Below are 13,997 nucleotides of genomic sequence, written 5' to 3' on the forward strand. Positions count from 1 at the left end.
ACACCTTAATAGCTCGTTGGATTATCAGCTACATATTGTACTGCTGTTGCAAAGGCATCACATGCTGCTTTGCAAGCAGATTGGCTACCTGTTAATAATGCCCCGCCAAAATTCGTTTCAGAAGGAGGACCAAAGAAAGCTCCTATACTTACATCCGCTGCTTTTAATGCTGCATCTAGGGCATACATCGCTTCAAGAGGAGGTGCAATTAAATAGGCAATTGCTTCACCTTCTTTGACATTGGCTACCTCTGATAAATAAGTACCTGTACGTGAAACACAATGTGCAAAGTAAGTAATAGAATCATCGTCATTTGCACTAACAAAATGAGCACCGCTCTCCATGAAATCAACAACTGCATTTAATCCACTTTTTACTTCTGCTGGACTTGGCCCAGCCAAAATACCAATTACTTCACCTGCAAGTTTCGTAGAGGCATTAGCAGATCCCGCAAACATACTCTTTGCATATACAACATCTACCTCTGCTGATTTAGTAGCTTCATCTAAAGCGGTATATGTCACATCATCAATATCTGCGGTAATAATTCCTAAACTTTTTTGGTGAGACTTGAGCTTAAGCTTTTCTGCCATATCAGGACTTACGTTCGAAATTAATTTAATACTTAAAACGGTTGCGCGAATTGGCTCGTTCTTCATAAATTGCCCTCCATTCTTATAGCTTTAAATCAATACCTGATGCTTTCTTATCAATCATTGTTTTAATAAGCTCTGCAATGTGTGCTCCTGCTTCTACTGGAGGTGTACCACCTTGATGAATATTGGAGATTACCGTGCGTCTTGCTTCTGGCATCCCTACTGTTGGTTTATATGCAATGTAAGCACTCATAGATTCAGCTGTTACAAGTCCTGGACGTTCACCTACTAATAAGCACACTACGTCCGCTTCCGTTGCTTCACCGATAACATCCATTGATGGTACACGACAATGTTTGACGAAGATAATTTCACCAAGCTCAATACCATACATCGTTAGTCCTTGCTTTATTGCCGGTAAAATATCACGAAGATTCGCTTCAATTGCAGCTGAACTTAATCCATCACCAACAACAATTTGTACTTTTGCACCTTTTGTTGCATTTAGCTTTATCTTATCAATTGCGTCTTTTGGAAATTGCCGTCCCAAATCAGGTCTTGTTAAATATTCATCCTTATCCTGACAGAGTGTATTTACACTTATAAGTTCCATTTCTTTTACAAAATCTTCCGATACATAAGAAAATACTGCATCTTGTGCAGTTGCATGATCTGCACGGAAACGTAATGAAGTAGTTGTTTTATAGCGAGGTCCAGCACGCCAAATTCCAATACGGGCTGACGTTTTTTCCTTCATTTTTAAATACCCTTCTCGATCCTCAGGATCTGGAACTAAAAGTTGTTTCTTAATATCAATTTTTGTGATATCTGCTAAATATTCATCACTCACTTGAAGTTCATCTGCTACTTGTTCGGTAATGCCTTCAATAGCTTCATCTTTTTTATCCCCTATCATCTCAGATAAAATATTTTCAATCATAAACTTCAAATCTTTTTCATTCACCATTAACTCTTCCTCCTTCCTTTATTTTAAAAATACAGATGCATCTCCAGCTTTTTTCGTTAGTTTCCCATTTTCAATAAAGCCCATCTTTTCCATCCATTGCTCAAATTCTCTAATTGGGCGTAATCCTAATAATTCACGTAAAGTCGCTATATCATGATGACCTGTACATTGATAATTCAACATAATATCGTCTCCATGAGGAATTCCCATAAAGAAATTACATCCTGCAGTTGATAGTAAAACAGCTAAATTTTCAATATCATTTTGATCAGCCTTCATATGATTCGTATAGCAAGCATCACAACCCATAGGGATTCCGGTTAATTTACCCATAAAATGGTCCTCAAGACCTGCCCGAATAACCTGTTTAGAGTCATATAAAAACTCAGGGCCAATAAAACCAACTACTGTATTAACTAAAAATGGATCATATTTTTTCGCAAACCCATAACAACGTGCTTCCATTGTTACTTGATCTACTCCGTGATGTGCTTCTGAAGATAATTCAGAGCCTTGTCCTGTTTCAAAATACATTACGTTTGGTCCTGCTGTTACTCCTTCTTTTAATGCTAATTGACGCGCTTCTTCGATTGTCGCTGCATTAAAACCGAACGCTTCATTTCCTTTTTGTGACCCCGCAATGGATTGGAAAATCAAACCGCTTGGAGCACCATTTCGAATTGCTTCCATCTGTGTTGTTACGTGTGCTAATACACATGTTTGCGTCGGAATATCCCATTTTTCTCTAAAATCTTCAAATCTCTTTAAAACTCGGGTTACACTTTCCGCTGAATCATCAACTGGGTTTAACCCTATAACTGCATCTCCTACTCCAAATGTTAAACCTTCCATTACTGACGCTATGATTCCATCTGGATCATCAGTTGGATGATTCGGTTGTAACCTAGCAGATAACGTACCTTTTCGTCCAATTGTTGTATTAGCATGTGCCGTAATTCGAATCTTTCTTGCACCGTAAATTAAGTCTAAATTTGACATAATTTTTGCAACAGCTGCCACCATTTCAGCTGTTAAACCTCTTGCAACCCGTTTAATATCTGCTTCCGTTGTATTTTCATTTAATATCCATTCACGTAGTTCTTCGACTGTCCAATTTTTTATTTCATTATAAATACGCTCATTTACCTGGTCTTGGATAATCCGTGTTACTTCATCCTTTTCATAAGGAACAACTGGATTGTTACGTAGGTCTGCTAATGTCAGATTAGATAAAACTACTTTTGCCGCAACACGTTCTTCTGCTGAAGTAGCCGCTAGTCCCGCTAATTTATCACCGGATTTTTCTTCATTTGCTTTTGCTAATACGTCAATAATTGATGTAAATTGATACATATGACCAAATAATTTTGTTTTTAAAATCACAAAAGCTCCTCCTTCCATCTATCTCCTAATTAATTGAAAACTAATGTTTTAATAACTACTGGCAAAACTTTACCGTTTGCTATCGGTTTACCAATATCGATATAATCACCGTTTTCTACTTGAATACTATCAATACATACAACTTCTTTTTTGCGATCCATTAATGCATACAATGTTTGTCCAAGTACTTTTGCTATATCGTGCCGTACAATAACTACGAGTGGATACTCCTTTTTCAGAAGTTCCTGCATTCCTTGTACAATGCCTTTCGCATACTCCTGAATGTCTTGGAAACAAGGATTTTTCTTTCCTTCAAAAGCAATAGCAACTTTTTGTAGATCGTTTTCTACTTTGTACCAATTTATCTTCTCGCAAATAGCTTTTGCCATTGCTTCCCCAGAACCATTTTCATCATCAAATGAAAGCTTTAGTATTGGAATATTTTTCAATGGAAATGCGTCATCCGTATACGTAATCGTACTTCCGCTAACTTCTGTCGTATGGGATCCCGCTCCTACTACGGTAGCTCTAATCGTTTCATCCGCCTTAACAACATTGAAACGGTGCATCAAAGCTGAATCAGCAATTGCTTTTCCAAGTAAAATTCCAATGTCTCCATAGCGGAAAACATCTTCATTTGTTTCATAGTAAATATAATCTGCTACACCTCCGGAGAATGATATGCATGAGATTTCATCTTGAAGCTTTAATCCTTTATTCGTAACAATCGCATCATAATAATGACTTCGCTCATGAATACCAACACTTTCTTCTAGCAGTTTTACCATATCTTGAATGATCGGCTTAAGTTTATTTGGCATTGCCGTTTGGCCAAGTGCTATATCATATCCTTTTTGCATAATAAGTTGTTGAAGCTTTGGTGATATGTATGTTATTTCGTGAGTGGATGGATGTACTTTAATTAACCTGCCACCAATATCTAGACATCCAGTGTCCTTTAGTTCTCCATGGGCAAATAATGCTAAATTACTCGTTCCACCCCCAATGTCCATATTTACAACGGAAGTAGAATGTTCCTTGGAATAACTATGTATGCCAGCTCCCTTTGCAGCAATAATACTTTCTAAATCTGGACCGGCTGTCGCAACGACAAAATCACCCGCAAAACCACTTAATGTTAAAAGGACATCATTTGCATTTTCTTTCCTTACTGTTTCCCCTGTAATTATTACTGCTCCAGTCCGAATCTCTTCCTTTTTGATTCCTGCTTTTGCATATTGTTCTTCTACAAATGCTTTTATTTGATTGGCATCAATTTTCTTATTTGAAAGAAAAGGTGTGAAGCATATATCGCTTTTATAAACAACCTCTTTCTCACTGATAACAATACGTGGAACTGAAAAAGAAGAAGCCATATTTTGGACATGAAGTTTTGATAGTACAAGTTGTGTTGTAGATGTTCCAATATCAATGCCAACACTTAATAATGTTTCTTTCATTTTTTCACCCCCATCGCGTTATATAAGAGAAAACAAAAAGGCTTAAAGTTATAAATATCCCATAACCATTGGAATTTATAACCTTAAGCCTCTTTGCTTAATTCTTTCTACAACGTTGTAGATCTGTTATTTTTTAAATGTAATTGTAATTTTTGTACCGTTTATACTTGAATTCATTTGAATATTTCCTTTTAACTTGTCCTTCACATAGCTTTGGACAATTGTTAATCCTAAACTTCTATTCGCACATGTAGCAATATCAAATCCAGTCCCATCATCATTCACTTCTATTGTAATATATCCTTGCTCTTCGATAACATTTACACGAATAGTACCATTTCTATTACCATTAAACGCATGCTCATATGAATTTTGCATTAACTCATTAATAATAAGAGCAATTGCTACTGTACGATCACTATCAATATAAATAGCTTGATGCACATCCGTTTGAACATTAACATTCTTACAATCTATAAAACACCTTTGAATATTGTAAATAATTGATTGAATAACTTCCACCATGTCTACACAATCCCCTAATTGTTTAGATAATAGTTCATGTGTAGCGGCAATTGCTAATATCCGATTAACACTTTCATTTAAGCTTTTTTTCGCTTCATCACTCTTACACCTTCTACCTTGAATGCGAAGTAGAGAAGCAACTGTCTGTAAATTGTTCTTCACGCGATGATGAATTTCACGAATTGCGACAGATTTAGAAATAATTTCAGCCTCTTTATCTTTCATCTCCGTTAAATCATGAAGAATAACTACGAGTCGAAAATCCTTTTCATAAATGAAATTCCTTTTTACCGAAAAATAATATGCCCCGATATGTATTTCCTTTTTACAAGATGAGGACGCATCCTCCATCATGATATCACCAAAAGTTGTTTGATCAAGAGAAAGATTATCATAATGTAAACCTTGGATATCTTCTAAATATCCTAAATTTCGATAGTAAGTATCTGCTATACTATTTTTCAAACGTACGTAACCATATTTATCAAATACTAGAATTGCATCATCTAGCTGATTTGAAATAGATTCGTTAAATCGTACCATTGCCGTTAATGTCGACGAAACATCTTCAATATCATAATGATTTTTTACAATATCAAAGTTCTCTTTTATAGCTTCACTTATATCCTTTTCTACTATTAGAACTGCAATCACTTTTTTCTTATGTTTGATTGGATAAACAGTTTGTCTAACAAGTTGATTTTCTTGTGTCTTAGCGACTAACTCATGTGAAGATATACCTGTCTGTAGCGTCCGTAAGACACCTGGCTCATTTGCTCGAAGCGCCTTCTCTCCAACGACAGACTTTTTATAAAAAGATTTCCCATCTCTCGGATGACGGTGATATACAACCATTGCTTCATCAGAAAATCTAGATAAAACATCAATAAATAGATCGTATCCATCATACTTTTTTAATGTGCTAGTAGTTTGTGATACTTCTATGATTTTATTTATTTCGGCATTTGTTAAATTCGTATACTTTTTACATAAATCTTGTATATGTAGACTAGTCATATGAAATCACGATTGTCCTAGCAATCTCGATTATCGGACACCTTCTAGTCATGCTTAATTTACGAATTGTTTCATATGCCTCCTCTTCAGATAAACCATTTTCCTTCATTAACATTCCTTTTGCTTTTTCTACTACTTTTCGTTCTGCAAGCTTTTTCGTAACCTTTGTTAACTCATTTTCTAACTTACGAACAGACTTACCTTTCGCAATACTAACTTCAATCATTGGAACTAATGACTTTTCATCAAGAGGTTTCACTAAATAACCTAAAGCCCCAATATTCGTTGCTTTTTCAATATTCGTAGAGTCACTGAATGCCGTCAATAAAATGACCCCTCCAGCTAACTGTTCTGAAATAATTCGTTTTCCCGCTTTCAAACCATCCAAGATAGGCATTTGAATATCCATAATTACTAAATCAGGTAAATGCCTTTGACATAACTCAATTGCTTCAAAACCATCTGAAGCTTCACCTACTACATCGTAGTTCGCTTCTTCTAACATGTCACGAATATCCATTCTTGTAATAGGTTCATCATCGACTATTACAATTTTCCTATTCATTGTGGCATACACCTCATTATCTCAGCTGAATTTACACGATTACTTTTTGTCATCTAAAAATCGTTTTATTTTATCTATTCCTATGTTTTGCACGGCAGATATTTCAAATATTTGTTCCGCACCTGCTGTTTCTAAATGCTTTTTTGCTTGTTCGATCTTATCACGATTTTCCACTTGATCAATCTTAGTTACTATGCCGATAATAGGCTGAGGAAAAACACTTCCAAATGCTGGAGGGAAGTAATTTTCTTCCTCTGTGCAATCATGCACAAGTCCTATTATATCCGCATCTACACTTGTTACAATTAAGGCTTTATAGTAATGTCGATTTTCAATATACTCTCCAGGTGTGTCGATTGCATGATCAAAATTTTCAATTGCCTGCGTTTTCTTATACTCAATTACATGTTCATGTAATTGTTGACAAAGAGTCGTTTTCCCACTACCAGTTTTCCCGATAAAAATAACTTTTTTCATGTTATGTCCTCGTAATCTTTGCAGCTGAAAATCCAAGAATTGCTTGCAAGCCATTTAACACTTCATTTAAAGCAGATTCTACAGACGAAACATCACCTGTGATGACTAATGAACCACTAAATCGATCGACAAAACCAATGGATACACCAGCAGCTTTTGTAGCAATATCTGCAGCAATAATAGAAGCTTCACTTGGTGTAATTGTTAAAATTCCAATTGACTCTTTTAACTCATTACCTAATCCTAGTTTCTTGTATATATCTTGATTTGGATTAGCGATTAAATGAGCTAAAGTTACTTGTTTCCCAGGAACATATTCCTGAATCACCCGTTGTTTTTCATTTTGTTCGCTCATGTCATCATCCTATCGTTATATAATAATTGATAAAATTTACTTATAAACACACAAAGGCCTCTTAAAAATACACATAGATATTTTTAAGAAGCCTCATCGCTCTAATCAATAGTAACACGCCGTTGTGTTACCTCAAATATAATCCAACTTGAAAACGGTGTCAATACGTTCTCCTAGGAATAATTCTGATATTTTACAATTGATACATTTTGTTCAAAATTTCTTTTACATCATCTTTTGTTGGAATACGAGGGTTTGTTACTGTACATCCATCTTGAAGTGCTCCTATTGCAATTTCATCTCTTACCTCTGCTAATTTCTTGTTATCTATTCCACATTCTTTTAACGTTAGTGGCATATTTAATTGCTTTTGCATGTTTTTAATTGCATTCACTAAACTACGTACACCCACTCGTGGATTAGATGCTGATAAACCTAACAATTTTGCAATGGCCGCATATCTAGTTGCTGCAACACTATACTCTCCTCCGATAAATCCCTTTAATTCCGCATTGTATTCAATGACGAATGGAAGTAAAAGGGTATTCATCCGTCCGTGCGGAATTTTAAATTTCGCTCCTGCAATATGTGCGATTCCATGATTCAAACCAAGAGATGTCGTATTGAATGCCATACCTGCAAGACATGATGCATTATGCATTTTTTCTCTTGCCTCAAGATCATTTCCATCTTTATACGCTTTTACTAAATAATTAAATACAAGACGAATGGCCTTCTCCGCCAATGCATCGGAAATATCATTTGCTTTCGTTGATACATATGCTTCAATTGCATGTGTCAATACATCCATACCTGTATCGGCAGTAACAAAATTAGGAACACTCACGACTAGTTCTGGGTCTAAAATCGCCTCCTCTGGAATAATCGCATCTGACACAATTGGATATTTTACATTCTTTTGCTTATCTGTAATAACAGAAAATGCGGTAACCTCTGATCCTGTTCCACTAGTTGTCGGAATTGCTATGAACGGAATTTCTTCCTTTTTAACAATTTGTCTTGAAAAATCTTTCATCGCCTTTGCCGCATCAATAGCTGAACCGCCTCCAAGTGCAATCATTAAATCGGCATTAAATGTGCTCAATTCTTTAATCCCATCAACTACAACTTCAATTGGAGGATCAGGGACAATATTACTAAAAATAATATATGTATTACTATCATTTAAATTTTTTTCAATATGTTCAATCATCCCAGATTGAACCATGAATGGATCAGTTACAATAAAAATCCTTCTATCGTTAAATTCTTTTAATCGATTTAACGCTCCTTTCCCCATATAGATATCCGTCTTAAAACTTACTCTATCCATACTTACACCTCCAAAAAAATAAAAACTTCTAATAATTCCCTTACATTACAAGAGAGACATGCTTAAGTAACTTTATCAAAATTAAAAAAGTGCATAAAAAAAGCTTTTAAAGGAATTTCTTCCTCTAAAAGCTTCTTTGCTATTTGTTATGTACACGCCATTGTGTAATATTTATTCATTTTTCATACTAACAATGTACTACTTCATCTATAGCATAGTCAACATCACATTAACTATATTTTTCAAAATTATCTACACGCCTTCGTGTATATAAGCCCTCTTCATTGAAGGTGTATGTGATCTTTAATCGCACACCTTTGTGCTTTTTGCTTTTTCATGTAAACATGAACTTTGATATTTAATTAATAATTTATCTAGCAATGGTAATAAAATCGGTGCTAGCACCATATAAAATCCAACATTTCCAATCGCGTGATTAAAATCAAACGGTATGCCCGCCAAATAATAAGCCCAAAAATATTTCAAACCATAAATCGGCGCCTGACATAAAGAGATGACAAACCCATATAAAAAACCTGTAAATCCAGCATACACTCCCATGATGACATGTGGGATTTTCGAAAACATAGGTCGAATAATCAAACCGGTAATGAGCACAATGACGACATACGCAATAATTTGTGGAATTGTCCAAATTCCCATTCCTAATACTAAGTTCGATACTACCATAACAAGTATAGCGTGCAAAGTTCCATAACGCATTCCCATCAGCAATGTTACTAAAATAAGTAATGTCGTTGTTGGTTGTACATTAGGAATAAACGCAAATACTATCCTTCCAGTAACTGATAATGCTGTTAATACAGCCACTAACGCAATACTTTTAATGTGTGTAATTGGAACATTAGAAGATTGGTTATGAAGCTGCATGTAAATCCCACTTCACTTTATCACCATTTTTTAATTCAGTTTCGTTTGCACCTTTTACTGCTGGTGTACCATTAACATCAAACAGCCAATACTTATTTTCTTTCGTATCTTGCTTAACTCCATTAATCGAAGTGATAAACCCTTTGTTATCTTCAATTTTGAAGTTTTTCTTCATCACGTCTAATAGTGTTTCTTTTCCCTTAATTTCAACAGTCTTTTTTTCTACCTTACTTTCACCATTATTCTGCGTTACTTCAATTGTTACTTTACTTACTGCATCTTTCTTATTTGAGGCATTATCAGATGATTCCTTGTTTGAACAACCAACGATGCTTATTAACATCAAGATTGCCAAGAATACCCCCATCATTGTTCTTGTAAATTTCATCCTCGTCTCCTTTCTGCCCAAATAAAAAAGGCCTAGTAAGGCATGTAAGCAAAACTAGACCTGCAGACTAACTCCTTTGCCTCGAAACAGTTAGTCTAAACAAAGCTGTAGGTAATCGACCTGACTTAAGACTAGATACCTAATCTATTACAGTGGCGGGACCGCGTTGGAATTTCACCAAACTTCCTTTACCTACAACATTTTTATGGACAATTTTTTACAAATTGATTACTAAGTTTATCAATTCACGACTATTATATCACAATGAAAGCGTAAAACAATGTCGATTTTTCAACAACTCATTTCGAATTACCTATATTTCATAAATATAACTTAAACTTTCAATCCATAATTTTTTTTGGATTTGAACAGGAATTACCCTAACATTTTGACAGAAAAGAACTTGTTATTGTCTTAATCATATAATGATTCTCATTCTATCAATTTTTTATTCTTGACTCTACAAATAAGTATAATATTCAGAACCTTTATTGTAAAATACAAACAAAGGAGGATTTCAATGAAGCAAAACAATAAAGCGATCTACGATATTATTTTTTATCTCATCTTTCCATTTGTTATTTGGAAATTCGGCAAACAATATATGGGTGCCTATTATGCTATGCTTATTTCTTCTGTGCCAGGCATTTTTTATACATTGTATTGTTTTAAGAAAGAACGGCAATTTCATATGACTGGCTTTTTTATCCTCATTACGATGATTGTAAATACAAGCGTAGATTTACTTTCCGGTTCAGCTGAAAAGATGCTATGGAACGACGTGTACTATCACATTGCACTTGGGATTGTTGTGATATGTACCATTTTTATTAAACAACCACTCATGTTGTACTTTGCAGCAGACTATGCTGCATTGCAAGGGGATGATCGAAAGGAATCACAATTGTTATATCGTGACCCACGCCTCTTTCCATCTTTCCAATACTTTACTTTCTTTTTTGGCTTACAATTTATTGTACTTAGCTGTATTAAGATCTATATGATTTCTAAATTTGGAGTAGATGGATACGGAGAAATGAAAGCCATTATGACAGGGATTGGTTGGTGCATTTCAATAGGAATTGGTGCTGGGTTCCTTTGGATTAGCAATAAGATTAAACAGGTGACTGAAGCTGAAGTTTAATGTATAAAAAGAAGTTCCACTGTTTATAAGCAGCGGAACTTCTTTTTTATGTTATATTGTCGATTTCTATGACATAGTATCCTTTTCTATATAAATTCATTTTAATTTTTCGACGCATAATTAGCTGCTATGCAGAATACAACATGCCCGCTACTTGCTTTCTCCTTTTGTTTTAAACCTTGCATGTGGTAGAAAAAGGCACTAACCGCTTCTATGCATGGCCAGATGCTCTCGCCCGCCTAAAAAGAAAAAGGGTTTTTATGTCGATTTTTTAATCTGTATTTATATAGTTTTATATCATTCCAAAGATACTTAACTCGATTTCTTTCTGATTTTCTTCATTTGACGGTAAAAAATAGTAGCGCTTAACGGTAACATCCCAAACCAACGATTCAAAAATGGTTCTCTCTCTTCACGGCGCTGCTGCCGTTTTTGTTTTCGGTCCTCTTTTGGAGCATCCATATATGATACAAATTGTTGTGTGACATATTTTACATAATCATTTGTAGACATACTTATCACCTCTACTAGATTAGTATGTCCACTTTTTTATTTATTAATCGACCCGTGAATCTCTTGCACAATTGCTTCAATGCTTTTATTCGTCGTGTCGATTTTTACTGTTGCTTCTTCATAGTAAGCTTGACGCTTTTCAAATTTCTGAATAAACGCCCCTATATTTTCTTTTTGAAATAACGGTCTTGTTGTATCCTCAGCAATTCGCTCGGCAATCACATATGGATCACAGTACAAATAAATTACCGTTCCATGTTCATTCATCCATTCTCGGTTCTCCGCTTTTTCAACGATTCCTCCTCCAGTTGTAATAATGTAATCATTTGTCGGTAATGATTGCAGCACTTCACTTTCGTACTTTCGAAATACATCTTCTCCTTCTTCTGAAAAGATATTCCGAATCAGTTTCTTTGTCTTTTCTTCAATACGCTGATCTGTATCAATAACCGGCATATGAAGTGCACTACTTAACGCTTTGCCAACAGTTGTTTTCCCCGCTCCCATAAAACCTGTTATATATAACGTTTGCATGTTATCCTCTCTCCTCTTGCCAATTCGTAATCGCTTCGTTACTTGTATTATAACGAAAGCTAACTTTACTTGCTCGCTTTCGTTTTGTTATACATTGTAAAGTAATAAGAGCATTCCCATCTACAATTGTGTAATCTCCCTTTGCTTCTCCTGCCTCATACAAATAAAAAAATTCTCTTTTTCCCATTTCAGCTTTTAATTCTTGTTTCACATCCGCAACAGCTTGGCTCGTTATTTCTTCTAATATAAACAATTCTTCTGCTTCTGTATAAAATTTTTGATCTAATAGAAATATATTTGTCTCATATACTAAAAAAGACATGAGTAAAAATAGGAGGATGATTGTTCCCGGCATTGTAAATCCACTTTCCGACTTCATCATTTCACCTCAATAGCAGAATAACGGGTAACAACACCATCATATACTTTACCGTTTATATCCCGCACACATATCATTAATGTATGAGCTGTTAATTGATAAGAAATGTCCTCTACTTTTTGTAATAGAACTTCATGTCCCGCCCCATTTACTTTTCGAACAATATTATTTCCAGATTTGACATATGTGATATGTTCCCCTGCCTTTGTTTTGAAAAACAATTTTCCTTCCCCATTATTTCCTTCTTCCACATCGCGAAACTCAATTTGCACTTGCTCTAAAAAAACGTTCCATTCCCAATTCGTAATCTGTTTAGGGTACGGGGGTTCTATAAAGAGAACTTGAAGACGCGGGAGAAGAAGAAAAAATACAGATAAAAATAGAAAACATATCATAACTTCTAACAACGTAAACCCAGCTTGCTTATTTTTTAACATGACGACACCGTTCATTCTCACGCTGTTTACTATCTTTCCACATTACGCATACCTTTTCACTCTTCCATTGAATTGTATATACCGTATGTTCATAGCGCTTTTCTATTACTGACGAAACGACATGATTATACATATATACAGATGCCGCTTCTTTCAAAAGTAGCTGCGCTCTGTACCGAAGCTGAATATTTTTTCTTTCCTGCATAATGAGAAGCGTTTGCGGAATCAAGAGCGAAACCGCCATCATTAATAAACTAAGAGACACAAGAATTTCTAACATAACCGAACCTTTGTCACACTTCATAATACGTAAATCTTCCTCTCCCAAGTTGAAATACAACATGGTACGTTTTGGATTTATAAGAAATAATAATTGTTCCGCCTCTATTAATATTACCGTCCGCTCCGTAACTCATTGGATTAGGGAATGTATTTACATTCACCTCTATATCTGATGGATAGTAACGAACGAGAAGAGGATTGGTTTCTCCTGACGATGTAATGCTATACGAATATTGATTAGGAAACCACCGTAATGTGTGACGGTTATGACGGCTCATCGCTACTTGTTGCATGAAAAGGATATCTTGAGAAAATTGATTCATAAACTGATTCATCTTTTGCTTTTCATAAATCGGTGAAAAATTAAAATATGTTACAACACTTAAAATAGAAATAGCACTTAAGACGAGGAGCATTTCTAATAATGTGAAACCATTTTTCTTCACGATTTTCCTACAACTTTAACCTCTCCATTTGTAGGATCAATTGCAATACTTTCTCCCTTTGGACAAGTTTTCGATGTAATATACTTACCCGTATACAATTCATCCACCGTTGGGATTTTATTATGCTCTAATTGATATCCTTGTACTTGTGATTCAACTGACTTTACAAAAGCATCGCATCCCTTCCCTTGTACGGAAGAACGCTGGTTTACGACATTTGGAATAATAAGCAGTAGCAACACAGAAATTACAACCATAACAAGCAACATTTCTAACAGCGTAAAGCCTTTTTCATTTTTCACAGA

19 protein-coding genes and 1 riboswitch are annotated in these 13,997 nt (G+C 35.0%); of the genes, 1 reads left to right on the top strand and 18 read right to left on the bottom strand.

Annotated features, from left to right (window positions below; genetic code table 11):
* Window positions 1-5: 5 nt before the first annotated feature.
* The 11 genes from eutL to BM211_RS07640 all read right to left on the bottom strand — a co-directional run bounded on the left by eutL (window position 6) and on the right by BM211_RS07640 (window position 9,957).
* Window positions 6-659, bottom strand: coding sequence for an ethanolamine utilization microcompartment protein EutL (eutL, locus tag BM211_RS07590; RefSeq protein WP_035429641.1), 654 nt, complete (start codon window positions 657-659; stop codon window positions 6-8).
* 16 nt (window positions 660-675) lie between these two features.
* A complete protein-coding gene (eutC, locus tag BM211_RS07595) occupies window positions 676-1,563 on the bottom strand; it encodes an ethanolamine ammonia-lyase subunit EutC (protein ID WP_371261860.1) in 888 nt (295 codons plus the stop codon).
* 18 nt (window positions 1,564-1,581) lie between these two features.
* Window positions 1,582-2,946 carry an ethanolamine ammonia-lyase subunit EutB gene (locus BM211_RS07600; protein WP_090996255.1) on the bottom strand — a complete coding sequence of 455 codons (1,365 nt, stop codon included), beginning with the start codon at window positions 2,944-2,946 and terminating at the stop codon, window positions 1,582-1,584.
* Between the two features lie 29 nt (window positions 2,947-2,975).
* The gene (eutA, locus tag BM211_RS07605) at window positions 2,976-4,406 is read right to left on the bottom strand and encodes an ethanolamine ammonia-lyase reactivating factor EutA (RefSeq protein WP_035429643.1); all 1,431 of its coding nucleotides are present in this window, start codon (window positions 4,404-4,406) and stop codon (window positions 2,976-2,978) included.
* Window positions 4,407-4,532: 126 nt separating this feature from the next.
* Window positions 4,533-5,948, bottom strand: coding sequence for a sensor histidine kinase (locus BM211_RS07610; protein WP_090996160.1), 1,416 nt, complete (start codon window positions 5,946-5,948; stop codon window positions 4,533-4,535).
* Window positions 5,941-6,513 (bottom strand): ANTAR domain-containing response regulator, encoded by a 573-nt coding sequence (locus BM211_RS07615; protein WP_035429646.1) that lies wholly within the window; start codon window positions 6,511-6,513, stop codon window positions 5,941-5,943. The genes BM211_RS07610 and BM211_RS07615 overlap by 8 nt, the downstream gene beginning before the upstream one ends.
* 39 nt (window positions 6,514-6,552) lie before the next feature.
* Window positions 6,553-6,990 carry a EutP/PduV family microcompartment system protein gene (locus tag BM211_RS07620; RefSeq protein ID WP_090996163.1) on the bottom strand — a complete coding sequence of 146 codons (438 nt, stop codon included), beginning with the start codon at window positions 6,988-6,990 and terminating at the stop codon, window positions 6,553-6,555.
* A gap of 1 nt (window position 6,991) precedes the next feature.
* The gene (gene eutS / locus BM211_RS07625) at window positions 6,992-7,345 is read right to left on the bottom strand and encodes an ethanolamine utilization microcompartment protein EutS (protein WP_035429649.1); all 354 of its coding nucleotides are present in this window, start codon (window positions 7,343-7,345) and stop codon (window positions 6,992-6,994) included.
* 193 nt (window positions 7,346-7,538) lie between these two features.
* A complete protein-coding gene (locus BM211_RS07630; protein WP_035429651.1) occupies window positions 7,539-8,678 on the bottom strand; it encodes a 1-propanol dehydrogenase PduQ in 1,140 nt (379 codons plus the stop codon).
* 303 nt (window positions 8,679-8,981) lie between these two features.
* Window positions 8,982-9,569, bottom strand: coding sequence for an ECF transporter S component (locus BM211_RS07635; protein WP_035429652.1), 588 nt, complete (start codon window positions 9,567-9,569; stop codon window positions 8,982-8,984).
* Window positions 9,556-9,957: a DUF4430 domain-containing protein gene (locus tag BM211_RS07640; protein WP_081904757.1), complete on the bottom strand. Its 402-nt coding sequence runs from the start codon at window positions 9,955-9,957 to the stop codon at window positions 9,556-9,558. The genes BM211_RS07635 and BM211_RS07640 overlap by 14 nt, the downstream gene beginning before the upstream one ends.
* A 61-nt stretch (window positions 9,958-10,018) precedes the next feature.
* A riboswitch (adenosylcobalamin (AdoCbl) riboswitch) is annotated at window positions 10,019-10,172 on the bottom strand.
* Between the two features lie 305 nt (window positions 10,173-10,477).
* On the opposite strand from BM211_RS07640, the gene BM211_RS07645 reads away from it, so the two are divergent.
* On the top strand, window positions 10,478-11,101 hold the full coding sequence (locus tag BM211_RS07645) for a VC0807 family protein (RefSeq protein ID WP_035429654.1): 624 nt from the start codon (window positions 10,478-10,480) through the stop codon (window positions 11,099-11,101).
* A 312-nt stretch (window positions 11,102-11,413) separates the two neighbouring features.
* Here the strand turns inward: BM211_RS07645 and BM211_RS07650 are convergent, their stop codons facing one another.
* The 7 genes from BM211_RS07650 to comGC are packed head-to-tail and all read right to left on the bottom strand — an operon-like array spanning window position 11,414 to window position 13,994.
* Window positions 11,414-11,614, bottom strand: a complete 201-nt coding sequence (locus BM211_RS07650; protein ID WP_035429655.1) for a YqzE family protein — start codon at window positions 11,612-11,614, stop codon at window positions 11,414-11,416.
* 36 nt (window positions 11,615-11,650) lie between these two features.
* Entirely contained in the window at window positions 11,651-12,148 is a 498-nt protein-coding gene (locus BM211_RS07655; protein ID WP_035429656.1) for a shikimate kinase, read from the bottom strand.
* A 1-nt stretch (window position 12,149) separates the two neighbouring features.
* Window positions 12,150-12,527 (bottom strand): competence type IV pilus minor pilin ComGG, encoded by a 378-nt coding sequence (gene comGG / locus BM211_RS07660; RefSeq protein WP_035429658.1) that lies wholly within the window; start codon window positions 12,525-12,527, stop codon window positions 12,150-12,152.
* On the bottom strand, window positions 12,527-12,964 hold the full coding sequence (gene comGF / locus BM211_RS07665; RefSeq protein ID WP_035429660.1) for a competence type IV pilus minor pilin ComGF: 438 nt from the start codon (window positions 12,962-12,964) through the stop codon (window positions 12,527-12,529). The genes comGG and comGF overlap by 1 nt, the downstream gene beginning before the upstream one ends.
* Entirely contained in the window at window positions 12,951-13,268 is a 318-nt protein-coding gene (locus tag BM211_RS07670; protein WP_035429662.1) for a type II secretion system protein, read from the bottom strand. The genes comGF and BM211_RS07670 overlap by 14 nt, the downstream gene beginning before the upstream one ends.
* The gene (gene comGD / locus BM211_RS07675; RefSeq protein ID WP_035429664.1) at window positions 13,258-13,692 is read right to left on the bottom strand and encodes a competence type IV pilus minor pilin ComGD; all 435 of its coding nucleotides are present in this window, start codon (window positions 13,690-13,692) and stop codon (window positions 13,258-13,260) included. Before comGD ends, BM211_RS07670 begins: the two co-directional genes overlap by 11 nt.
* Entirely contained in the window at window positions 13,689-13,994 is a 306-nt protein-coding gene (gene comGC / locus BM211_RS07680) for a competence type IV pilus major pilin ComGC (protein WP_035429667.1), read from the bottom strand. The genes comGD and comGC overlap by 4 nt, the downstream gene beginning before the upstream one ends.
* Window positions 13,995-13,997: the final 3 nt, after the last annotated feature.

Source organism: Bacillus sp. 491mf (genome assembly GCF_900112415.1).
Classification (GTDB): Bacteria; Bacillota; Bacilli; order Bacillales; family Bacillaceae_G; genus Bacillus_A.